This is a genomic window from Ruegeria sp. (assembly GCF_028066395.1).
Lineage (GTDB): Bacteria > Pseudomonadota > Alphaproteobacteria > Rhodobacterales > Rhodobacteraceae > Ruegeria.
Map to the genome: position 1 here is coordinate 31419 of NZ_JALCBM010000010.1, position 23093 is coordinate 54511.

At 62.5% G+C, this 23093-nt stretch carries 21 protein-coding genes and 1 pseudogene; 9 read left to right on the plus strand and 13 right to left on the minus strand.

Features of this window, described 5'->3' with window-relative positions:
• The 3 genes from murJ to MPJ51_RS05355 all read right to left on the minus strand — a co-directional run.
• A partial coding sequence (murJ, locus tag MPJ51_RS05345) for a murein biosynthesis integral membrane protein MurJ (RefSeq protein ID WP_298382855.1) occupies positions 1-959 on the minus strand: 959 nt, incomplete at its 3' end.
• The gene (locus tag MPJ51_RS05350; RefSeq protein WP_298382860.1) at positions 956-3757 is read right to left on the minus strand and encodes a [protein-PII] uridylyltransferase; all 2802 of its coding nucleotides are present in this window, start codon (positions 3755-3757) and stop codon (positions 956-958) included. The genes MPJ51_RS05350 and murJ, both read right to left, overlap by 4 nt.
• Positions 3717-4889, minus strand: coding sequence for a penicillin-binding protein activator (locus MPJ51_RS05355; RefSeq protein ID WP_298382862.1), 1173 nt, complete (start codon positions 4887-4889; stop codon positions 3717-3719). The genes MPJ51_RS05350 and MPJ51_RS05355 overlap by 41 nt, the downstream gene beginning before the upstream one ends.
• 88 nt (positions 4890-4977) lie before the next feature.
• Here MPJ51_RS05355 and rsmI point away from each other — a divergent pair, with 88 nt between their 5' ends.
• From rsmI to gshB, 3 genes are all read left to right on the plus strand, one after another.
• Positions 4978-5835, plus strand: coding sequence for a 16S rRNA (cytidine(1402)-2'-O)-methyltransferase (gene rsmI, locus MPJ51_RS05360; RefSeq protein WP_298382864.1), 858 nt, complete (start codon positions 4978-4980; stop codon positions 5833-5835).
• 1 nt (position 5836) lies between these two features.
• Entirely contained in the window at positions 5837-6208 is a 372-nt protein-coding gene (locus MPJ51_RS05365; protein ID WP_298382865.1) for a YraN family protein, read from the plus strand.
• Positions 6209-6269: 61 nt separating this feature from the next.
• Complete coding sequence (gshB, locus tag MPJ51_RS05370) at positions 6270-7202, plus strand: glutathione synthase (RefSeq protein ID WP_298382867.1); 933 nt, start codon at positions 6270-6272, stop codon at positions 7200-7202.
• Here gshB and MPJ51_RS05375 read toward each other — a convergent pair.
• From MPJ51_RS05375 to cobU, 4 genes are read right to left on the minus strand one after another with little or no spacing between them, the layout of a single operon-like run.
• A complete protein-coding gene (locus tag MPJ51_RS05375) occupies positions 7199-8713 on the minus strand; it encodes a YifB family Mg chelatase-like AAA ATPase (RefSeq protein ID WP_298382869.1) in 1515 nt (504 codons plus the stop codon). The two genes, gshB and MPJ51_RS05375, sit on opposite strands and share 4 nt — an antisense overlap.
• Positions 8714-8761: 48 nt before the next feature.
• Positions 8762-9646, minus strand: a complete 885-nt coding sequence (locus tag MPJ51_RS05380) for a glutathione S-transferase (protein WP_298382871.1) — start codon at positions 9644-9646, stop codon at positions 8762-8764.
• Between the two features lie 59 nt (positions 9647-9705).
• Positions 9706-10284, minus strand: coding sequence for a histidine phosphatase family protein (locus tag MPJ51_RS05385; protein WP_298382874.1), 579 nt, complete (start codon positions 10282-10284; stop codon positions 9706-9708).
• Positions 10281-10802 carry a bifunctional adenosylcobinamide kinase/adenosylcobinamide-phosphate guanylyltransferase gene (gene cobU, locus MPJ51_RS05390; protein WP_298382877.1) on the minus strand — a complete coding sequence of 174 codons (522 nt, stop codon included), beginning with the start codon at positions 10800-10802 and terminating at the stop codon, positions 10281-10283. Before cobU ends, MPJ51_RS05385 begins: the two co-directional genes overlap by 4 nt.
• A 102-nt stretch (positions 10803-10904) precedes the next feature.
• Here cobU and MPJ51_RS05395 point away from each other — a divergent pair, with 102 nt between their 5' ends.
• From MPJ51_RS05395 to MPJ51_RS05420, 6 genes are all read left to right on the plus strand, one after another.
• Positions 10905-11783, plus strand: coding sequence for an RNA polymerase factor sigma-32 (locus MPJ51_RS05395; protein WP_298382880.1), 879 nt, complete (start codon positions 10905-10907; stop codon positions 11781-11783).
• Complete coding sequence (locus tag MPJ51_RS05400; RefSeq protein WP_298382882.1) at positions 11780-12604, plus strand: ChaN family lipoprotein; 825 nt, start codon at positions 11780-11782, stop codon at positions 12602-12604. Before MPJ51_RS05395 ends, MPJ51_RS05400 begins: the two co-directional genes overlap by 4 nt.
• Before the next feature lie 62 nt (positions 12605-12666).
• On the plus strand, positions 12667-13860 hold the full coding sequence (coaBC, locus tag MPJ51_RS05405; RefSeq protein ID WP_298382885.1) for a bifunctional phosphopantothenoylcysteine decarboxylase/phosphopantothenate--cysteine ligase CoaBC: 1194 nt from the start codon (positions 12667-12669) through the stop codon (positions 13858-13860).
• 12 nt (positions 13861-13872) lie between these two features.
• On the plus strand, positions 13873-14328 hold the full coding sequence (gene dut, locus MPJ51_RS05410; protein ID WP_298382888.1) for a dUTP diphosphatase: 456 nt from the start codon (positions 13873-13875) through the stop codon (positions 14326-14328).
• Positions 14328-15377, plus strand: a complete 1050-nt coding sequence (locus MPJ51_RS05415) for a HesA/MoeB/ThiF family protein (protein WP_298382890.1) — start codon at positions 14328-14330, stop codon at positions 15375-15377. Before dut ends, MPJ51_RS05415 begins: the two co-directional genes overlap by 1 nt.
• A 62-nt stretch (positions 15378-15439) precedes the next feature.
• On the plus strand, positions 15440-17455 hold the full coding sequence (locus MPJ51_RS05420; protein ID WP_298382893.1) for a M3 family metallopeptidase: 2016 nt from the start codon (positions 15440-15442) through the stop codon (positions 17453-17455).
• On the opposite strand, the gene MPJ51_RS05425 is transcribed toward MPJ51_RS05420, so the two are convergent.
• The 6 genes and pseudogenes from MPJ51_RS05425 to MPJ51_RS05450 all read right to left on the minus strand — a co-directional run.
• Entirely contained in the window at positions 17452-18384 is a 933-nt protein-coding gene (locus MPJ51_RS05425; RefSeq protein WP_298382896.1) for a glyoxylate/hydroxypyruvate reductase A, read from the minus strand. The two genes, MPJ51_RS05420 and MPJ51_RS05425, sit on opposite strands and share 4 nt — an antisense overlap.
• A gap of 10 nt (positions 18385-18394) precedes the next feature.
• Positions 18395-19534 (minus strand): rod shape-determining protein RodA, encoded by a 1140-nt coding sequence (rodA, locus tag MPJ51_RS05430; protein ID WP_298382899.1) that lies wholly within the window; start codon positions 19532-19534, stop codon positions 18395-18397.
• Positions 19531-21480 (minus strand): penicillin-binding protein 2, encoded by a 1950-nt coding sequence (gene mrdA, locus MPJ51_RS05435; protein WP_298382902.1) that lies wholly within the window; start codon positions 21478-21480, stop codon positions 19531-19533. Before mrdA ends, rodA begins: the two co-directional genes overlap by 4 nt.
• Entirely contained in the window at positions 21477-22013 is a 537-nt protein-coding gene (locus tag MPJ51_RS05440) for a rod shape-determining protein MreD (protein ID WP_298382906.1), read from the minus strand. The genes mrdA and MPJ51_RS05440 overlap by 4 nt, the downstream gene beginning before the upstream one ends.
• Complete coding sequence (gene mreC / locus MPJ51_RS05445) at positions 22006-22908, minus strand: rod shape-determining protein MreC (RefSeq protein ID WP_298382909.1); 903 nt, start codon at positions 22906-22908, stop codon at positions 22006-22008. The genes MPJ51_RS05440 and mreC overlap by 8 nt, the downstream gene beginning before the upstream one ends.
• 56 nt (positions 22909-22964) lie before the next feature.
• Positions 22965-23093 (minus strand): annotated as a pseudogene (locus MPJ51_RS05450) (rod shape-determining protein); the annotation flags it as partial.

The following is a 23093-nucleotide window of genomic DNA, read 5'->3' on the forward strand; positions in this document are numbered from 1 at the left end:
GAGGGGATGGTCAGCAGCAGCATGAACTCCCCCGCCCGCGAAAACGCGTTGCGCGCGCCTGCCTTGTCGCCCGCGCGCAGGCGGCGTGAAAGATCGGGCAGAAGCACGATGCCGACGGCGATGCCCACCACGCCCAGCGGCAATTGATACAATCGGTCGGCAGCAAACAACCAGCTGACCGCCTTTTCGGTTTTAGACGCCACCAACTGCCCGACAACCAGATTGACCTGTGTCACGCCCATTGCCAATGCGGCAGGCACGGCAACGCGTACCAGATTGCGCATCTCGGGCGACAGGCGGGGCCGACCCGGGCGGATGCGGAACCCGGCGCGCTCGGTGGCGACCCAGACCAGTGTTAGCTGCGCCACGCCTGCGATGGGAATGACTGTGATCAGCCATCGAATGACCTCTCCGCCCGACAGCGCGCCAAAGATCAGGGCCGAACAGGCAAAGACGTTCAGCAAAACCGGCGCGGCGGCGGCAGCGGCGAACCGGCCCGTGGCATTCAGAACACCAGAAAACAGCGCGGCCAGCGACATGAACAGGATGTAGGGAAAGACGACATAGCTGTAATCGACCGCCATATCAAAGCGTTCATCGCCATAGAAGCCTTCCGCCGTCAGCCAGACCAGCGCGGGCATGAACACCATCGCCAGACCGACCAGCGCCAGCACCGCCGCTGCCAGCAGGTTGAACGCATCCTGTGCGAACCCTTCCGCGTTTTCGCCCCCCTCCACCCGTTTTGAGAACATTGGGACGAAAGCGGCGTTAAACGCGCCTTCGGCAAAGAAGCGGCGGAACATGTTGGGCAGGCGGAAGGCGGCGACAAAGGCGTCCATCACGGGGCCGGGGCCAATATAGGCGGTCAGCAGAATCTCTCGCAAAAACCCCAGAATACGGCTGGCCAGGGTCCAGAACCCCACCGTGAACAGGCCCGAGAACAGACGGATTTGTTTCATGAGGCGGCGCGCTGTGCGCCCTCGGTAATGGCTTTGCGCAGTTTTGCTTCAAGGCTACGCTGCTTGCTTTCGGCGTGATATTTCAACCCAAACATATCCTTGACATAGAAGGTATCGACCACCTGTTCGCCATAGGTCGCGATCACCGCATTGGCGATATAGACATTGGAGGCGGCCAGCGTGCGGGTCAGGTCATACAGCAGGCCGGGACGGTCGCGGGTGTCGACCTCGATAATCGTGTAAATCTCGGAGCCGTCATTGTCGAAGGTGATATGGGTCGGCACGTTAAAGGCGCGTTCGCGTTTCTTGATCTTGTCGCGGGATTTCAGCGCGTCCCGGGCCACGACCTCACCCTTGAGGGTCTTGTGGATCATCTGCGTCAGGCGTGGCAGGCGTGAGGCTTCGAACGGGTGGCCCTCAGCATCCTGTATCCAGAACGCATCGGTCACATAACCGTCCTTGGTCGTATAGCTGCGGGCATCCACCACATTGGCCCCGACCAGAGCCAAGGCCCCTGCGATACGCGCAAAGATACCCGGATGGTCGCCCATCGCAAAACAGGCGCGGGTGGCGTCGCGGTCTTCGTCCGGGTGCAGGCGGATTTCCATCGCACCGGGGTCGCCACTTTGTTCCAGTGCGCGCAGCATGTCGGCGAACTCCAGATGGGTCGACAGGTTCAGCCCCTGCCAATAGGGCGGATAATGCCGCGCGGTTTCCGTCTTGAGATCAGCCTTGGACCAGTCCTGCAGCGCCGCGCGCAGGGCCTTTTTCGCCTCATCCCCGCGATTGGCACGGTTGAGGTCCTCCATCCCCGTCTCAAGCGCGCGCTTGGTTTCGGCATGCAGGGCGCGCAGCAGGGTGGCTTTCCAGTTGTTCCAGGTGTTCGGCCCGACGCCGCGAATGTCGCAGACGGTCAGCACGGTCAGCAGATCCAGCCGTTTGACCGTTTTCACCGCCTTGGCGAAATCGCGCACCGTGCGCGGGTCCGAGATATCGCGTTTCTGCGCCATATCCGACATCAGCAGGTGATAGCGCACCAGCCATTCCACGGTTTCCGAATCCGCCTTGTTCAGCCCCAGTCGCGGCGCCACCTTGCGTGCGATCTGGGCGCCGAGGATCGAGTGATCCTCGGGTCGGCCCTTGGCGATGTCATGCAGCAGCAGGGCGACGTACAGGACCTTGCGATTGACGCCCTCTTTCAGGATCGACGAGGCCAGAGGCAGGGATTCCACCAGCTCTCCGCGTTCGATCTGTGCGAAGTTGACGATGCACTGGATGGTATGCTCGTCCACCGTATAGCTGTGATACATGTTGAATTGCATCATCGCCACGATGTGCTCGAACTCGGGCAAAAAGGCGGACAGCACGCCCAACTCGTTCATCCGCCGCAGGGCGCGTTCGGGGTTGCCGTGTTTCAACATCAGATCAAGGAAGATCCGCCGCGCTTCCTTGTTGTTGCGCATGTCGTCGTCGATCAGGTTCAGATTGGCGGTGACCAGCCGCATCGCATCCGGGTGGATCAGCAAACCGGTGCGCAGACCTTCCTCGAACAGGCGCAGCAGGTTCAGCTTGTCGGACAGGAACGCGTCAGGGTCCGTCACGTCCAGCCGCCCATGCACGACCTTATAGCCCGCCTTTAGCCGGGGGCGGCGGCGAAAGATACGCTCCAGCATCGGGGCGCTTTTCATATGGGCCGCTTCCAGCTTGGTCAGGAAGATGCGGGTCAGCTCGCCCACCCTTGTTGCTTCGCGGAAATAGCGCTGCATGAAAATCTCGACCGCCCGGCGCCCGGCGCGGTCTTCGTATCCCATGCGGTCGGCGACCTCGACCTGCAGATCGAAGGTCAGTTGTTCCGTCGCACGCCCGGTTACCAGATGCAGATGCGATCGGACGGCCCACAGGAAATCCTCGGCCTCGACAAAGCCCTTGAACTCCTCGGGGGTGAACAGGCCCAAAGGCACCAGTTCGGCCACGTCCTGAACGCCATAGATGTATTTCGCAATCCAGTAGAGCGATTGCAGGTCGCGCAGCCCGCCTTTGCCTTCCTTCACGTTGGGTTCGACCATATAGCGCTGACCCTGCTTGAGGTGGCGCGCATCGCGTTCCTGCAGCTTGGCCTCGATGAATTCCCGTTCGCTGCCTTTGAACAGCTCGTCCTTCAGGCGCTGGTCCAGTTCTTCGGCCAGTGCCTTGTCGCCTGCCAGATAGCGCTGTTCCAGCATGGCGGTGCGGATGGTGAAATCGTCCCCTCCCAACCGCAGGCAATCCTTGATGGTACGCGAGGAATGGCCGACCTTCAGCCGCAGGTCCCACAGGATGTAGAGCATGGATTCGATCACGCTCTCGGCCCAGGCGGTGATCTTGTAGGGGGTCAGGAACAGCAGATCGACATCTGACGAGGGCGCCATTTCCCCGCGCCCATATCCTCCGACGGCCAGCACCGTGATCCGTTCGCCCTGGGTCGGGGTGGCCAGTGGGTGCAGATGTTCGCTGGCCACGCGCATGGCGGTGCAGACCATCTGATCGGTCAGATAGGTATAGGATCGCGTCAAAGGGCGCGCATCAAACGGGCGCTGGGCAAAGGCCTGTGCGATGGCCGCGCGGCCTGCCTTCTGCGCCTCGCGCAGAATGCGGACCGTCTCGGCGCGCACGGCGGAATTGTCCGTGCAGGTTTCGACCGCGCTCTGCAACTGGTCCGAGACCCCGGCGCTGTCGAAAATCTCTTCAGCCGGGCAGATCAGCCTGTCTGCGGGCAGATCAGAATCCAGCACCAGAGAAGCTTTGCGGGGCAGGGTCAATCACAACCACCTGTTTGTTCTGGATCGTGGCCACGGCCAGACCGCGTTCATTGGTGCCGTTCGACCGCAGGCGGAAAATGCCGCCAACGCCCTGGAAACCGGCGTTCTGTGTCAAGGCCGATGCGGTCAGCGCGTTGGCGTTGCCCTGACTGACCAGCGCGGCAATCGCGGCGATCCCGTCATAGGCCAGCCCGCTGATCGGGTGCGGTGCCTCACCATAGGTGTTGTTGTACCGCTGACGATAGGCCTGCGCCTTGGCCGGATCGGGCAGAGCGAACCATCCACCCTGAACGCCCGGCAGTTCCAGCGTCTGGGCCGGGATGTCCCAGCGGGTCAGGCCGATATACTGGGTCGTTGCTGGGGACACTCCAGCTTCGGGCAGCAATTGCGTCAGCAAGGGCAGCGCCCCGGCGGTGGTCGCGGTCATAAAGACCGAATCGGCGCCGGTAGAATCGACGGTCGCTTTGATGGTGGGGACCGAGTTGATCACGCCTTGTTGCGACCGGTCATAGCCCACGGTTCCGACATTGCTGACCCGGCTGCTGGCAAGTGCGCTTGCAATGGCCGATTGCCCAAGTTGCCCGGCGGCGTCGTTGCTGTGAACGATGACTGCCCCGGTCTTGCCTTGCTGGCCTGCATAGCTGACCAGCCGGTTCGCGGTATTGTTGAAAGTCGGCCCAAGGACAAAGACGTTGCCCCCGGCAATGCTGGTGTTGTTGGAAAAGGACAGGACGTTGACGTTCTGATTCAGAACCGCAAGACCCGCCGCATTGGCGGCCTGCGCGTAAACCGGCCCGATGATGATCTTGGCCCCATCCGACACCGCCTGCTGCGCCACGGTCGAGGCCGTGCCCGCATTGCCCGCCGTGTCATAGACGCGCAGATCGATCTGGACATTCTGCAGATCGGACATCGCCAGCCGTGCTGCGTTCTCAAGGCTGCGCGCCAGCGCCGCGTCCCCGGAATTTGCCGATCCCGCCGGGACAAGCAGGGCGACGGGAACCGGCTTGGACGTGTTGATCGAGGGCCCTCCGCCCAGGCCTCCGGTCTCACAAGCGGCCAGAAATGCCGCAGTGGCCAGAACAGCGGCGGATTTCGCCAGCTTGCGAACGGGCTTGCAAACGCTAAACATCTAAATGAAAACTCCCTGATCCAGCGGCTGAGGCTGATGCCTTTCTGTTGAGCCGCGATAATAAACGTCACGCTGTGAGGGTCCAGCTTTGAATTTCCAAAAGGTAAGATTGAGCGCGGGTCTGTATTTCGTTGCCACTCCGATCGGAACGGCACGCGACATTACGCTCAGGGCGCTGGACGTGCTGGCCTCGGCCGATGTGATCGCGGCAGAAGACACCCGCAGCCTGCGCCGCCTGATGGAAATCCACGGTGTGCCTTTGGAGGGTCGCCGCATTCAAGCCTACCACGACCACAGCGGTGCAGGTGCGCGGGAAAAGATCATTCAGGCGCTGGGGCAGGGCAAATCCGTGGCCTATGCGTCCGAGGCCGGAATGCCGCTGATCGCGGACCCGGGGTACGATCTGGGTCGACAGGCCGCTGAGGCCGGTTTCACCGTCACCTGCGCTCCGGGCGCTTCGGCGGCACTGACAGCGCTGACACTGGCAGGGCTGCCAACGGATGCCTTCTTTTTCGCCGGGTTTCTGCCCAATGCATCCGGCGCACGCCGCACCCGGATCGAGGCGCTGCGTGATATCCCCGGAACACTGGTATTCTACGAATCGCCCAAACGCGTGGCGGCCTGCCTCTCGGATTTGGCAAAAGGTCTGGGGGAGGAGCGTCAGGGCGCGGTTTGCCGGGAACTGACCAAGAAATTCGAAGAGATCAAGCGTGGTACATTGCAGGAACTGGCGGATGCGTTGCAAAGCGGGCCGGTCAAAGGCGAGATCGTCATTCTGGTGGACCGCGCCCATTCGCCAACTGTTAACGAATCTGACGTAGAACAGGCCTTGGAGAGAGCCTTGGAAACCCATTCGGTGCGGGATGCCGCCGATCTTGTATCGGAAATGTACAACCTGCCGCGCCGCCCGATTTATCAGAAGGCTCTGAAGCTGGGAAAGGGATGACATGGCCAGACGATCTATGCGGGGTTCGGTATCGCATCATTCGGGGCAGGCGGCGGAATTGCGCGTGGCCACCGACTATGAACGGCGCGGGTTTTCCATTGCCCATCGCCGCTGGCGCGGGACCGGTGGGGAAATCGATCTGATTGCGCGGGATGGCGATGGTCTGATCTTCATCGAGGTCAAGAAAAGCACCAGTTTCGATCAGGCCGCCAGCCGAATCAGTCGGCGTCAGATGGATCGCATTTGCGCCTCGGCAGCCCAGTTTCTGGAACATGAACCGGGTGGGCAATTGACCAATGTACGCTTCGATGCGGCGCTGGTGGATGCCACCGGGGCGGTTCAAATCATCGAAAACGCATTTGGGCAGGCCTGATCGGCATTGAACCCTCGGACGTGCTGCGCCATGTATCAGGCGACAATACGAGGGACGCGCCATGAAAATCGCCTTTCAGATGGACCCGATCGGGGCCGTGGATATCAATGCCGACAGCTCTTTCCGTCTGGCGGAAGAGGCGCAGGTGCGCGGTCATCAGCTGTTTTTCTATGGCCCGGACCAGTTAGCCTATCAGGAAGGTCGGATCACCGCGCGCGGTCAGGATATGACCGTTCAGCGGGTTCCGGGTGATCCGGCGGTTCTGGGGCCCGAGCGCGAGGTTGATCTGGCTGATTTCGATGTGGTTTGGCTGCGGCAGGACCCGCCCTTTGACATGCATTACATCACCTCGACTCATCTGCTGGACCGGCTGAAGGGTCAGACATTGGTGGTGAATGATCCGTTCTGGGTGCGCAATTACCCGGAAAAGCTGCTGGTTCTAGATTTCCCGGAGTTGACACCGCCGACCACCATCGCCCGCGATCTGAAGACCATAAAGGCGTTCAAGGACAAGCATGAGGATATCATCCTCAAGCCTCTTTACGGCAATGGCGGTGCCGGGGTGTTCCGGCTGGATGCCAATGACCGCAACCTGACATCTCTGCACGAACTCTTCGCCGGGTTCTCACGTGAGCCGCTGATCGTGCAGAAATTCCTGCCGGACGTCCGCAATGGCGACAAACGAGTGATTCTGGTCGATGGAGAGCCCGTCGGCGCCATCAACCGCGTCCCGGCTGAGGGGGAGACCCGGTCGAACATGCATGTGGGTGGTCGCCCTGAAAAGATCGGTCTGACGGAACGCGATCTTGAGATCTGCGCCGCCATCGGCCCGCTGTTGAAGGAAAAGGGTCAGATCTTCGTCGGGATCGATGTGATCGGCGATTACCTGACCGAGATCAACGTGACTTCACCCACCGGTATTCAGGAGCTTGAGCGGTTCGACGGCGTAAACATCGCCGGGAAAATCTGGGATGCCATCGAATCGCGTCTTTAATGCGCGACCCGGGCGCTGATGCGAAAGCTCAGCGCCTCGGCCACATGGGGGCGGCGGATATCGGCGCTGTCTTCCAGATCGGCGATGGTACGCGCGACCCGCAGGATGCGGTGAAAGGCGCGGGCTGAGAGGCCGAATTTCTCGGCAGCTTTCACCAGCAGCTCCTTGCCCTCGGCGTCAGGCGCGGCAATCTCCTCCAATAACTTACCCTCGACATCTGCATTTTGGCGGGTTCCCGGCGCGTCGCGGAACCGTGCTGTCTGTATCTGTCGCGCGGCTTCAACCCGTGCGGCCACTTCAGCGGAACTGTCGCCCGATGGAGGCAGGTCAAGATCAGTGAACCCGACCGGAGGCACCTCGATTCGCAGATCGAAGCGGTCCATCAAGGGCCCCGAGATGCGTCCCAGATAATCCTCGCCACAGCCTGGTGCGCGCGAACAGGCGCGGGCGGGGTCGGTCAGGTATCCGCATTTGCAGGGGTTGGCAGCGGCGACCAGCATGAACCGGCAAGGGTATTTCACATGGGCGTTTGCACGGGCGACCATGACCTCTCCGGTCTCGATGGGTTGGCGCAGTGTTTCCAGCACTGTGCGGGGAAATTCGGGAAACTCGTCCATGAATAGAACGCCATTATGGGCCAGTGAAATCTCACCCGGTTTGGCCCCTTTGCCTCCGCCTACAATGGCTGCCATCGAGGCTGTGTGATGTGGCTCGCGAAAGGGGCGCGACCGACTGATGCCGCCTTCGTCCAGCAAGCCGCACAAGGACTGGATCATCGAGGTTTCCAGCGCCTCCGCCGGGGTCAATGCGGGCAGGATGCCGGGCAAACGGGCGGCGAGCATCGATTTGCCCGAGCCCGGCGTGCCGATCATGATCAGGTGATGACGGCCAGCCGCCGCGATTTCCAGCGCACGCTTGGCGCGTTCTTGTCCTTTGACGTCGCGCAGATCGCGCAGGCTGGGTGCAAGGTTGACCTCTCCCGGGGCGGCGGCGGGCAAGGGGGCCTGTCCGGTGAAATGGCGTACCACGTCACCCAGCGATCCGGCCCCGACGACTTGCGTTGCGTCCACCCATGCAGCCTCGGCACTGGAGGCGCGGGGGCAGAGCAGCGCGCGGTCCTCGGCCGCTGCCGTCATCGCGGCAGGCAGGGCACCGACCACGGGCACCAGTGAGCCGTCTAATGACAACTCCCCTAAAGCGACCGAGCCTTCGGCGGCGTCCGAGGGAATGATGTCCAGCGCCGACAGCAGGGCAACGGCGATGGGCAGGTCGAAATGGCTGCCCTCTTTCGGCAGGTCGGCGGGCGACAGGTTGATGGTGATGCGTTTCGACGGCAGCGCGATGGCCATGGAACTGAGCGCGCTGCGCACGCGGTCGCGGGCCTCGGATACGGCTTTGTCGGGCAGGCCCACGATGGAAAAGGCGGGCAGGCCTGGCGAGACGGCGCATTGCACCTCGACCGGGCGGGCATCGACCCCTTGAAAGGCAACGGTGTGGGCGCGGGCGACCATGGCGATCCTGTTTCTTGGTTAACAGGTCGTTGCTGCCATGGTCGCGGTTTAAGAAACGTTAACGCCGTTCACCATGGCGGTGAATTTCGGCCACGCGCCGGGGTCTGCGACGGTTTTGTCGCGGCAGAACGGGTTGCAGAACCCCCAGACTTGACCGTCCAGCTCCAGAAAGTCTCGCACCGGGTCGCCGGAATAGGGACAGGCCGTGTTGACCGAAGGTCCTTGGGGTGTGGGTTTGGCCTGTGATGTGCCACCAACTGGCCACGGGCGGGACGGTAGGGTCTGGGCGTAGGGAAAGGGGTCATAAGAAATCGTCAGACCCATCGCGCGCCATTGGCGGGCCGAAGGATCGGACAACAGCGAAAGACAATAGGCGCGGTTGGCATCGGATACGGGCAGGCCGTATCCGATGATCCGCGCTGCGACCGGAGTGTAGAACACATCGGCCAGCGAATAGGTCCCGAACAGCGGCCCGGTTGACGCGCCTGAAACCGACCGCGCATGCGCCCACAGAGTCTCGATACGCTCAAGATCGGTAAGGGTTTCAGGGGAAGGCTCAAACCCTTCCCAGCAGTGCTGCAATTGCATCGCGCATTGACCGCGCAGGGCGGTGAACCCGGCCACCATCTCGGCGCAGAGCCACCGGGCGGTGGCCCGTGCGGCGGGGTCCGCTGGCCAAAGCCCGGCATCCGGGTGACGCTCGGCCAGTGTTTCGGCCATGGCGAGGCTTTCGCCAACGACAGTGCCGTCAGGCAGGCGTAAAGCCGGGACCAGACGGGCGGGGGCGAGCGGTTTCATATCCTCAGCCATCGTGCCGGAATAGAGGCCGATCATATGGCTGCGGTAGGGCAGGTCGAACTTTTCCAACATCAACCAGCCACGCATGGACCAGCTAGAGAACAGGCGGTCACCGATGTAAAGGTCATAGGTCATGTCCCTACGATGTCCCAAGCCACCCGCATCGGTAAATCAGTGATTTGTGCGCCTGCAGTTCACGGAATGTGATTGATCCGCCCCACCGACCAACGGTCGCCGTGATGGGTGATTTCGGTCACCGAGAGGTTGTCGATCCGGTGTGAAAACGCCTGTTGTGCGTCTACGTCCAACGCACGCTGGACCTGAGTCAGGATGACCCCGAAATGAGCCACCACGATCAGATCGCGCCCGGTGTGTTCGGCAATCAGCAGGTCGATCACGGCATCGACACGCGCGCGCACGCCGTTCCAGCTTTCGCCTTTCGGCGGGCGCACCTCACCCGGGTTGTCCCAGTAGGCAAAGGCCAGTTCGGGGTCTTCGGCCTCGATCTCGGCAAAGGGGCGCAGTTCCCATGTGCCAAAGTGAATTTCACGCAGGTCGGGGTGGTGGGGCAGGCGCGGGCGCGTCCCCTGAATGGCCGAAGCCGTATCGGCGGCGCGCGACAGGTCCGAGGAGATCACCACCGCATCCGCTGGCAAATGCGCATCAAGGCGGGCGATTGCCGCGTGATCACTCAGGTCCGCGGGAATGTCAGACCAGCCGACCATGGTTTTGGCATGGGTGGGACCGTGGCGGACAAGGTGCAGTCGGGTCATGGCAGTTGCCCTTTCAGTACCATCGGCAGCCCGGCGGTGACCTGCACCACCAGATCGGCCTGCGCCGCCAATGCGATGTTCAGACGACCCTGCGCCTCGCGGAATTTGCGGGCCAGTGCGTTCTCGGGCACGATGCCCTGCCCGACCTCGTTCGAGACGATGACGATCTGCCCGGCGCTGGATTTCAGCGCCTCCAGCAGGGCGGCTTGTTCGTGCACCAGATCGTGTTCTGCCAGCAGGTGATTGGTCAGCCACATTGTGGCACAATCTATCAGGCAGGCCTCATCCGGTGTCAGCTCGGCCAGCGCGGGACTCAGGTCAAACGGGGCCTCGATTGTGGTCCAATCGGCCCCGCGTTGAGCAATATGTTGCCTAATTTTCAATTTCATCTCATCATCAAAAACTTGTGATGTAGCGACATATTTACGGGATTTTTCTGATGAAACAACAAGTTGCTCGGCAAAAAGGGACTTTCCAGAGGCTGCGCCACCCAGGACAAAGGTTAAATTATGACGCACTATACTTACCTTTCTGGTGATCCACGCTGTATTATCCTGCGTATCGACCACAGGTCGGCATGGCAAGCCCGGCCTACGCCTATGTAAATAAGGGAGAGTTGCATGGCACTGGACAGCCCGAGTGATTTTTCGATGTCCCGGCAGGCGATGAAGGCAGAATTGCTGGATGCCGAGACCGAGTTGCAACTGGCCTATGCCTGGCGCGATCAGCGGGATGAACAGGCGCTGCACCGTCTTATCACCGCTTATATGCGTTTGGCGATTTCGATGGCGGCCAAGTTCAAACGCTACGGCGCGCCGATGAACGATCTGATTCAAGAGGCGGGTCTTGGCCTTATGAAAGCCGCCGACAAGTTCGACCCGGATCGTGGCGTGCGTTTTTCGACCTATGCGGTCTGGTGGATCAAGGCCAGCATTCAGGATTATGTCATGCGCAACTGGTCGATGGTGCGCACCGGTTCGACCTCTTCCCAGAAATCGCTGTTTTTCAATATGCGCCGGGTGCAGGCGCGGCTGGAGCGTGAGGCCGCGACCGAAGGGATGGAGCTGGATCGCCATCAGCTGCACCAGATGATCGCCGCCGAGATCGGCGTGCCCCTGCGGGATGTCGAGATGATGGAGGGGCGTTTGTCCGGTTCCGACTTCTCGCTGAACGCGGTGCAGTCGGCGGATGAGGACGGGCGTGAATGGATTGATGCGCTGGAGGATGACAGCGAACAGGCCGCTGAGGCGGTCGAGCACAGTCATGACAACGAGCAACTGCGCGAATGGCTGATCACCGCGATGAAGGCGTTGAACGAACGGGAACGCTTCATCATCAGCGAGCGCAAGTTGCGCGAACCGGCGCGGACGCTGGAAAGCCTTGGGAAAGAACTTGGATTGTCCAAGGAACGAGTGCGGCAGCTAGAGGCCGCAGCCTTCGTAAAAATGCGCAAGAACCTTGAAGCGCAATCGCGCGAGGTGCAACACTTCTTCGCATGAAACATATTGCGAATCTGCTACTTACCTGTGGCTTTCTGATCGCGGCCCTGCGGCCGGGTCATGCGGATGATTTGATCCCCGATGATGTGATCGCTGCGATGCAGGCGGCGGATGTGGTCATTCTGGGCGAGATTCACGACAACCCCCAGCACCACCTTGTGCAGACCGAGGCGATTGCGGCGATCCAGCCCTCTGCCGTGGTGTGGGAGATGGTGACCGAAGAAGGCGCGCAGCGTCTGGCGCAAAAGGCCGCCACAAACCCCGAAGAGCTTTCGCGCATTCTGCGCTGGGCCGAATCTGGGTGGCCACCGCTCAGCATGTACTACCCGGTCTTTCAGGCCTCGGACGCGCCGGTTTACGGTGCCATGGTGCCCCGCACGGCGGCGCGGGCCGCGATGGAGCGGGGCGCGGCTACGGCGCTGGGCGCAGATGCGGCGCGTTATGGGCTCACCGTGCCGCTTGCACCCGAGGATCAGGCCGCGCGTGAGGCGGATCAACTGGCCGCCCATTGCGATGCTTTGCCAGCCGAGGCGTTGCCGCAGATGGTGGCGATCCAGCGCTTGCGCGATGCGGTTCTGACCCGCGCGATTCTGCGGGCTAAGGATGAGACTGGCGGGCCAATCGCTGTGATCACCGGCAACGGACATGCGCGCAAGGATCGCGGCATCCCGACCTTCCTGACGCGGCTGCGCCCGGGGCTGAAGGTGTTCGTGCTGGGCCAATCCGAAGATGGCGTCATCTACGGCACGTTTGACGCGGTGATCGACAGCCCGGCGGCAGAGCGTGAGGACCCCTGCAAGGCGTTCGAAACCGGGAATTAACCGCTGGAACTGCCGGGCCGCGTTGCATAATGTCGGTGCGACCGGGACGGGAAGGGCTGAACATGCTGGCATCCAAGCGCATTCTGCTGATCATCGGCGGCGGCATCGCGGCCTATAAATCGCTGGACCTGATCCGGCGATTGAAAGAGCGCGGTGCCTTGGTCACCCCCGTACTGACCCGCGCGGCGGAGGAGTTCGTCACGCCACTCGCAGTGTCCGCGCTGGCGGGTGAGAAAGTGTATCGCGACTTGTTCGATCTGACCGATGAGGCCGAGATGGGCCATATCCAGCTGTCGCGCTCGGCTGATCTGATCGTGGTGGCTCCGGCCACGGCGGATTTGATGGGCAAGATGGCGGGTGGTCTGGCGGGCGATCTGGCCTCGACCCTGCTGATGGCCACCGATACGCCGGTGCTGTGTGCCCCTGCGATGAACGTGCGCATGTGGGATCATCCGGCCACGCGGCGCAATCATGCGCAATTGCAGGCTGATGGCATCCGCTTTGTTGGCCCGAATGAGGGCGACATGGCCTGCGGCGAATACGGCCCCGGGCGCATGTCCGAACCACTGGAGATTGTGGCCGCGATCGAGGCCGCGCTGGGCGATGGCCCGCTGGCTGGCAAACGGGTGCTGGTGACCTCGGGCCCGACTCATGAACCGATTGATCCGGTGCGCTATATCGCCAACCGATCCTCGGGCGCGCAGGGTACGGCGGTTGCACGGGCGTTGGCCGCGCTGGGGGCCGAGGTGATCTTTGTCACCGGCCCGGCAGATGTAACCCCGCCCGAAGGTGTGCAGGTCGTGCCCGTCCAGACGGCGCAGCAGATGTCGGACGCGGTCGATGCGGCGCTACCGGTTGATGCGGGCGTGTTCGCGGCGGCGGTTGCGGATTGGCGCGTTGCGGCCTCGGAGCAGAAGTTGAAGAAAAGCCGGGATGGGTTGCCCGCGCTGGAATTCTCGGAGAACCCGGACATTCTGAAACGCGTGGCGCGGATGGACCAGGGTCGCCCGCAACTGGTGGTTGGATTTGCGGCTGAGACCGACAATGTCATCGAACACGCCACCGCCAAGCGGGACCGCAAAGGTTGCGACTGGATCGTGGCCAATGATGTCAGCCCGGCTACCGGGATCATGGGCGGGTCTGAAAATGCGGTCACCCTGATCTCGGATCAGGGGGCCGAGGCATGGCCGCGCATGGGCAAGGACGCTGTGGCGCAACGTCTGGCGGCAAAGATCGCCGACACACTGAACCGATAAAAAGGAAACGGGATGGTCGCAATCCGAGTAATCCGCGAAGACGGGGCCGACCCCGCAGTGGCGCTGCCATCATATGAAACCGCCGGGGCGGCGGGGGCTGACGTGCGGGCGAACCTGCCGGGCGGAACCTCGATTACCCTGCAACCCGGCGCGCGGGTGCTGGTGCCCACCGGTCTGCGGATCGAAATCCCTCCGGGGTTTGAGGTTCAGGTCCGACCCCGCTCTGGCCTTGCCCTGAAACATGGCATCACCCTGCCGAACACGCCGGGTACCATCGACAGCGACTATCGCGGCCCGCTGGGCGTGATCGTGCTGAACGCCGGGCAGGGGCCGTTCGAAATCACCCATGGCGAGCGCATCGCGCAACTGGTGGTCGCCCCGGTCGTACAGGCACAGTTCGATCTGGTCGATACGCTGAATGAAACACAGCGCGGGGCCGGAGGGTTCGGCTCGACCGGGCGCGGCTGATGCTGCTGGTTCTGCTTTTGGCCGCCGGGCTTTGGGGCATCGGCTATATCGCCGGGGTGTCCCGCACCGCCCGTGCGGCCTCGGTTGCGGTGCTTTTGGCGGGAGTGATCATTGCGCAATTGCTGCTGCCTGATGGCAATCCGCTGCGACAGGCGACGGGCGGATCGGCATCGGTGTGGCTGATCCTGGGTGGCTTTGCCGGGCTGGCTCTGGTTTATGGCAGGGTATTGAAGGCGCTGCGCGCCTGCGCCGCGCCGACCTCGACCAAGGAGCCCGCAATGTCTGCCAGCACATTCAGCGAAACGGAACTGGACCGCTATGCCCGCCACATCGTGCTGCGCGAATTGGGCGGGCCGGGGCAGAAACGCCTGAAACAGGCGCGGGTGCTGGTGATCGGGGCCGGGGGCTTGGGCGCACCGGCGTTACAATATCTGGCCGCCGCAGGGGTGGGCACCATCGGGGTGGTCGACGATGACGTGGTCGAAAATGCCAACCTGCAACGGCAGGTAATCCATCGTGATGCGGATATCGGCATCCCCAAGGTGTTCTCGGCCCAAGCTGCGATGGAGGCACAGAACCCCAACGTGACAATTCTGCCCTATCACCGCCGCCTGACCGAAGAGATCGCAGCAGACCTGTTCGACGATTTCGATCTGATCCTGGACGGCACCGACAATTTCGACACGCGCTATCTGACCAACCGCACGGCGGTGGCGCTGGGCAAGCCGCTGATCTCGGGCGCGCTGTCGCAATGGGAGGGACAGCTGAGCGTCTTCGACCCGGCCTCGGGCGCACCCTGCTACCAATGCATCTTCCCCGAGGCCCCGGCTGCCGGTCTAGCGCCCTCATGTGCCGAGGCAGGGGTGATCGGGCCGTTGCCAGGTGTCCTAGGATCAATGATGGCGGTCGAGGCGATCAAGGTCATCACCGGTGCGGGGCAGGCGCTGCGGGGTGAGATGCTGATCTATGACGCGCTTTATGGCGAAAGCCGCAAGATCACCCTGTCGCAGCGCGTCGATTGCCCGATTTGCGGTTCAGGTGCCGAATAATCAGACGGTTGCTCTGGATCATCCGGTCGGCCCTTCCTAGTTTGTGGTCAAAGGAGATCCGCATGACCAACCCGATCCTGTCCGACTGGACCACGCCGTTTGAAATCGCCCCGTTTGCCGACATTTCGGACGGAGATTTCGCCCCTGCTCTGGACCAGGCGTTGGAGGCGCATAACGCGCAGATCGACGCGATTGCCGGCAACCCGGACACGCCCACCTTCGCCAATACGATCGAGGCGCTGGAGACGGGGGGTGAGCAGTTGGACAAGGTCTTGGCCGTTTTCTTCACGGTCGCAGGTGCGGACAGCAATCCGAAGCGTGAGGAGTTGCAGCGGGAATTTTCCCCCAAACTGGCTGCGCATTTCTCGGGCATCTCATCAAACAAGGCGTTGTTTCAGCGTGTGGCGGACCTGTGGGCGCGGCGGGACGATCTGGGGCTGAATGACGAACAGGCGCGTGTCCTGATGCTGTCCCATCGCGGTTTTGTCCGCGCGGGCGCGGCGCTGGAAGGTAATGCGGATGCTCGGATGCAGGACATCAAGGCGCGGCTGGCCTCGCTGGGCACGTCCTTCACCCAGAACCTGCTGGCGGATGAGCGGGACTGGTTCATGACCCTGACCGAAGACGATCTACAGGGCCTGCCCGATTTCGTCGTCGACGCTGCCCGCTCGGCGGGGCAGGAAAAGGGCGCGGATGGGCCGGTGGTGACCCTGTCTCGGTCTCTGATCGTGCCGTTCCTGCAATTCTCTCCACGCCGCGACCTGCGCGAGAAAGCCTATCGCGCCTGGACCGCGCGCGGGGCGAATGGGGGTGAGACCGATAACCGAGAGATCGCCGCAGAAATACTGGCCCTGCGCGAAGAACGCGCCAAGCTGTTGGGTTATGACAGTTTCGCTGATTTCAAACTGGAGACCGAAATGGCCCGCACCCCGGACAAGGTGCGTGATCTGCTGATGCAGGTCTGGCAGCCCGCCAAGGCTCGCGCCGATGCGGATGCCGAGGTGCTGAACCAGATGATGCAAGTAGATGGCGTGAACGGCCCGCTGGCCGCGTGGGACTGGCGCTACTATGCCGAGAAACGCCGCAAGGCCGAGCATGATCTGGATGAGGCTGCCCTGAAACCTTACCTGCAATTGGACCGGATGATTGAGGCCGCCTTTGCCTGCGCCAATCGTTTGTTCGGGTTAGAGTTTGCGCCGCTGGACGTGCCGCTCTACCACCCCGATTGCCGCGCGTGGGAGGTGACGCGGGGCGGCAAGCATATCGCGGTCTTCATCGGCGACTACTTTGCGCGTGGCTCCAAACGATCCGGCGCGTGGTGCAGCGCGATGCGCGGGCAGGCGAAGTTCCCGAAAGAACAGGCCCCGGTGGTGATCAACGTCTGCAATTTCGCAAAGGGCGACCCGGCTTTGCTGTCCTATGACGACGCGCGGACGCTGTTCCATGAATTCGGCCACGCGCTGCATCAGATGCTGTCGGATGTGACCTACGAGAGTATCTCGGGTACTTCCGTGGCGCGCGATTTCGTCGAACTGCCCAGCCAGCTTTACGAACACTGGCTTGAGGTCCCCGAGGTTCTGGCCGAATTCGCCACCCACGCGGACACCGGCGCGCCGATGCCGCAAGAGATGCTGGAAAAGGTGCTGAAGGCCGCCAATTTCGATCAGGGGTTCCAGACGGTGGAATATGTTGCCTCGGCACTGGTCGATCTGGCGTTCCACGATGGCGATGCCCCGGTGGACCCGATGGCCAAACAGGCCGAGGTTCTGGCCGATCTGGGTATGCCCGCAGCCATCGGCATGCGCCACGCCACCCCGCATTTTGCCCATGTCTTTGCGGGCGACGGCTATAGCTCGGGCTATTACAGCTATATGTGGTCCGAGGTCATGGATGCCGACGCCTTTGCCGCCTTCGAAGAGGCCGGAGGGGCGTTCGACCCCGAGCGCGCCAAAGCGCTGGAGGAGAACATTCTGTCCACCGGAGGCTCACGCGAGGCCGAGGATCTGTATCTGGCCTTCCGGGGCCGTCTGCCGGGGGTCGAGGCGCTGTTGAAAGGCCGGGGTTTGATCGCGGCTTAATAACCCAACTGGCGGTCAACCAGATGCAGGAACGGCTCGCCTGCTTCGCCGCGCCGGATGTTTTCGCAAATGACCTGTGCCGCCGTAGGTGGCCGGGTCTCGGAGGCGATATGGGGCGTCACCGTCACGTTGGGATGGGCCCAATAGGGATGATCGGCGGGCAGAGGCTCGACCCGGAACACATCCAGCGTGGCATGGCCGATCTGACCGGAGTTTAATGCCGCCAGCAGCGCCTCATCGTCGATCAACGGCCCGCGCCCGGGGTTGATGATCCTGGCCCCTTTCGGCAGCAGGGTCAGCGTTTCGGCGTTCAGGATGTTTTGCGTGGCGGCGGTGTCGGGCAGCAGCAGCACGACAATCTCAGCCTGTGACAGGGCGGCGCGCAGGCCCTCGGCCCCGTGTTCACATCTGATGCCGGGGATGCCCTTGGGTGTCCGGCTCCACCCGGTGACGTTGAAATTCAATGCCGCCAATGCGCGGGCGGCGGCCTCACCCAAGGTGCCAAGCCCCAGAATGCAGACGTGACGGTCAGCGGCCAGCGGTGGGGCCTCGGGTGCCCACGTTCCATCCTGCCGGGTGATATGGGTGTCCATGCCAAGATGATAGCGCAGCACATGGCCCACGACCCATTCGGTCATCCCCTCGGTCAGCCCGTGATCGACCATGCGGGCCAGCGGGACGGTCAGGGTCTGGTTGCCCGAAATGCTCTCAATCCCGGCCCAGAGGCTCAGCACCGCCTTCAGACGGGTTAAGGGCGTGAAATCAGACAGGCCGCCATTGGGGGCGTAGACGACGTAATCGACCTGATCGGGGGGCATGTCCGTGGCCAGATGAAACTCCAGCCCGGCAGCGCGCAGGCCCTCTGACAGCAGCGGTTCATAGACGGGCCACAGGGCAGGGCGCGCGGAAAACAACACGTTCACAGGCATGCAGGACCTCTTAACGGGGACGGTGGATATGGGCGCTTTGCACGATGCCGAAGGCGGCCATCAGCACCAGCATGGCCGAGCCGCCATAGCTGACCATCGGCAGCGGCACACCCACCACCGGGGCCAGCCCCATCACCATCGACATGTTGACGGCGAAGAACAGGAAAAAGTTCAGCGCGATGCCCAGCGTCACCAGCGACGAGAACCGATCCTTGGTCGCCAGCGCGGTGACCATGCAGAAGATCAGGATCATCGCGTAGAGGATCAGCAGGGTGATGCCGCCGACAAAGCCGAATTCCTCGGCCAGGGTGGTGAAGATGAAATCGGTGTGCTTTTCCGGCAGGAAGTTCAGGCGCGACTGGGTGCCCTCCATGAACCCGCGTCCGTTCCATCCGCCCGATCCCAGAGCGATCTTGGACTGGGTGATGTGGTATCCCGCCCCCAGCGGATCGGTCGAGGGGTCCAGAAACGTGTCGATGCGGCGGAACTGATAGTCCTTGAGCAACTGCCATTCCGTCCCGCGGCTGTTGAAAACGGTGGCCACCAGCCCCACCCCCGCCGCGATGACGGCGGCGAAATAGGCCCAGTGGACCCCGGCCAGAAACATCAGCCCTCCACCAGCGGCCAGCAGCAGGATCGAGGTGCCAAGGTCCGGTTGCCGCAACACCATGAAAGTGGGGATCAGGATCAGCAGCACCGGGATGATCACCCAGATCGGGCGCGAGGTTTTATGGGCGGGCAGCCAGTCGTAATAGGCCGCCAGCACCATCACCAGCGCCACTTTCATCACCTCAGAAGGTTGCAACCGCATGAAGCCCAAATCGATCCAGCGCTGTGCGCCCATGCCGATGGTGCCGAACAGTTCGACCACGATCAGCAACCCAATTGAGCCCAGATAGGCCAGCACCGACATGTTGCGCCAGAACCAGATCGGCGCCATCGCAATGATGAACATGACGACCAGACCCAGCCCAAAGCGTTCCATCTGCGGCTCGGCCCATGGTGTCCATGATCCGCCCGCGACCGAGAACAGCATCAGAAATCCAGCACTCGCCACGCTGACCAGCAACAAGGTCAGCGGCCAGTTCATATACAGAACCTTGCGGAACCCCGATGGCGTGGATTTGACGGCGTATTCAAGATAGCTCATGCGCGGTCCTTTTCGTCAGGACGCGCTTTGGGGCGGCGGTCGCCCTCCAGCTGTTTTTGTTGTTCCTTGATGCGCTCGCGATCTGCGGTTGGGTAGGCCTCGAGCGGGGGTGTGCCATTATAGAGCGCCTGCAGCATGATGTCTCGTGCGACCGGGGCAGCTGCCCGCGATCCGCCGCCTCCATGTTCGACCACAACGGCCACGGCGTATTTCGGGTTGTCATAAGGGGCGAAGCTGACGAACAGGGCGTGGTCGCGACGCTCCCACGGCAGGTCCTCGTTGCGGATCACCCCGGCGGCGCGTTCGGCCTTGGTGATGTTGCGCACCTGACTGGTGCCGGTCTTGCCGGCCATGCGGAAATCGTCGGCGATGATGCGGCTGCGATAGGCCGTGCCGCGCCGGTCGTTCGAGACCGACCACATTGCCTCGCGGATGTATTCGAGGTTGGTGCGGCTGATACCAAGCGGCTCTCCTGCGCCCGTTGGCTGTTCGATGCCATCGACGGATCGGACCAGTCGCGGAGAAACCGCACGCCCGGTCGCGATCCTTGCCGTCATCACCGCCAGTTGCATGGGCGAGGCCAGCATGAAACCCTGCCCGATCGAGGCATTGGCCGTGTCGCCGATCAGCCACTCTTCACCATGGGTGCGTTGTTTCCATTCCTGGTTGGGCGCCAAACCGGCGCGCACGGCGGACATGGGGATGTCATGTTTGACGCCCAATCCAAGGGTTCGCGCCATCTCGGATATCTTGTCGATGCCGACCTTTATCGCCACGTCGTAATAGTAAACGTCGCAACTGCGCTTGAGCGATGTGTTCAGATCGACCATGCCGTGACCGCCGCGCTTCCAGCAGTGAAAGCGGCGTGCGCCGACCTTGAGGTGACCGGGGCAATAGACGGTGCTGCCGGGGCCAACCACGCCTGCCTCAAGTGCGGCCAAGGCGGTGACCATCTTGAAGGTCGAGCCCGGCGGGTACGTGCCCTGAACCGTCTTGTTGGCCAGCGGACGGTATTTGTCCTGTGTCAGGATTTGATAATCCGCGACCGAGATGCCGCGCACAAACAGATTGGGGTCGAAACTGGGGGCAGAGGCCATCGCCCGCAGATCGCCGGTTTCGCAATCGATCACAACAGCGGCGGCGCTTTCACCGGCCAGCCGGGCCTGTGCATATTGCTGCAGATCCGCATCGACGGACAGTTGCAGGTCGGCCCCCGGCTGTCCTTCCTGCCGATCCAACTCGCGCATGACGCGCCCCGTGGCGTTGACCTCGACCCGCTTCGAGCCCGCCTTGCCACGCAGGTTGATCTCTTGCTTGGCTTCCAGACCCACTTTGCCGATCTGAAACCGGGGAATGCGCAACACCGGTTCCGGGTCGGTGATTTGGCTGAGGTCATAATCGCTGACCGGGCCGACATAACCGACGATATGGGCAAAATCCTCATATCGCGGGTATTGCCGGGTTTGTCCGACCTCTGGCGTGACACCGGGCAGGGCGGGCGCATTCACCGCGATTTTCGAGATATCCTCCCACGTGACTTGATCGGCCAGCGTGACCGGCAGGAACGGGGCCGAGCGGCGCATTTCCGATTTGGCGCGTTCGATCTCATCCTCAGTCAGGGGGATCAGGTTCGACAGCTTGGCGATGACCTTGTCGATATCACCCGCATCCTCGCGCACGATGACGATCCGGTAGGACGGCGAGTTCTGCCCGATGACCTGCCCGTTGCGATCATAAATGCGCCCTCGGGTCGGCGGGATCAGGCGGATGTTGATCCGGTTTTCCTCGGCCAGCAGGCGGTATTCATCGGCCTGATCGACCTGCATGAACCGCATTCGTGCGGCCAGACCGCCGATAAAGGCCGCCTGCAACCCACCCAGCACCAACGCCCTACGGGGCAGGCGTTTATAGGCCAGACCTTGCGATTTGGGCGTGCGCGGTTTCATGGCCGTCCTCCTGCGGTGACTGTGTCCACCGGGGACTTACGACGCACGCCGAACCCGCTCTGGCTGAGCAGAACGATCAGCGGATAGATCGCAATTGTCAGAACCACTTGAACCACCATCAATCCCAGCGCCGCCTGTTGGACCGACAGGATAGCAAGGATCAGACGGTTCAGGACGAAAATCCCCGTGATGACGGCCCCGACGGTGGTCCATTCACCAACAAACCCGGCATCGCGCATCCCCGGCGCGGCAGAGCGCAGATACGCCGCGCCCATCACAACCAAAGCGGCCAGCAGGCCCGGCGGGCGTTGCAACAGCAGGTCGGCCATCAGCATGACGGCGGCAATCGCCAGTGTCGGCACATAGTCCGGGCGTCGCAGAACCCAGGCAAAGGTCAGCGCGATCAGCAGGTCGGGGAACGGCCAGCGATCCGGTTTTGAATCCAGCGGCAGCAGATGCAGGAACAAGATCAGCGCCGCCAGCACCAGATACAGGCTGCGCTTGACCCAGAGGTGTGAGGCGGACCTATCCATCACCTGCCTCCTGCGGGGTCAGGGCAGCCTCGGGGCGTAAAGGCCCGACAATACCGCCGGGGTCCGGGATCGGCGTGGCGGATTGGTAGCGCAGCACGCGCAGGAACTCCAGCCGTTCGAAATCGGCGGATAGGCGCACGCGCAGGCGGCCACCCGGATCGGCGGTGATCTGGCCGATCAGCAACCCGCCGGGGAATACTCCACCATCGCCCGAGGTAACCACCCGGTCGCCGGGTCGCACCAGTTCGCGGTTCTCCAGAAACTCGACCACGGGTGCAGCGGTGTTATCCCCCGCAATCAGCGCCGTCTGGCCCGAGGGCTGGATGGTCGCCGGAATGGCGCTGGAGGCATCGGTCAGCAGGATCACCCGCGCCGTATCCGCCCCCACGCCCGAGATACGCCCGACCACGCCAATACCATCCATCGTGGCCCAGCCGTTCAGGATGCCGTCACGCTCGCCTACATTCAGCAGCACCGATTGCCGGAAAGGCGAGCCGCTGTCGGCCATCACCACGCCGGTGACATAGGTCAGCCGGGGATCAAGCCTTACGTTGTTCAGGTCCAGCAGCCGAGCGTTTTCCTGTTCCAGCTGCAGCGCGGCCTCTTTCCACGCCCGCATCAGGCGCAGTTCGCTGCGCAGTTCGCGGTTCTGTTCGCTCAGCCGTTGATAGCTTTGGAAATCGCGCACCAGATTGACGACGCCGGTGACCGGAACCATGGCCCACTCCATCGAGGGGACAACCTTGTCGACCACCTGCGCCCGGAACCGTTCCACCCGAGGGCTGTCGATGCGCCAGACGATAAAGATACCCAGCAGGCACAGGACCACGATCCCCAGCAGCAACCGGCGCAGTGGGGCGGTGTAGTCGTCGCGCTGTGAACGGTCCTTTGCCACAGGTTACCTTCCCGTGCTGCTCGCGTCCGTTGGTCACCCTTCAGAGGGTGCGCGCCTTAGCTTTCGTAGTCAATCGCGTGGCGCAGTTGTTTTTCGTATTCCAGTGCCTTGCCGGTGCCCAAAGCCACACAGTTCAGGCTTTCATCGGCGATCGAAACCGCCAGCCCGGTCTGTTCGCGCAGGGC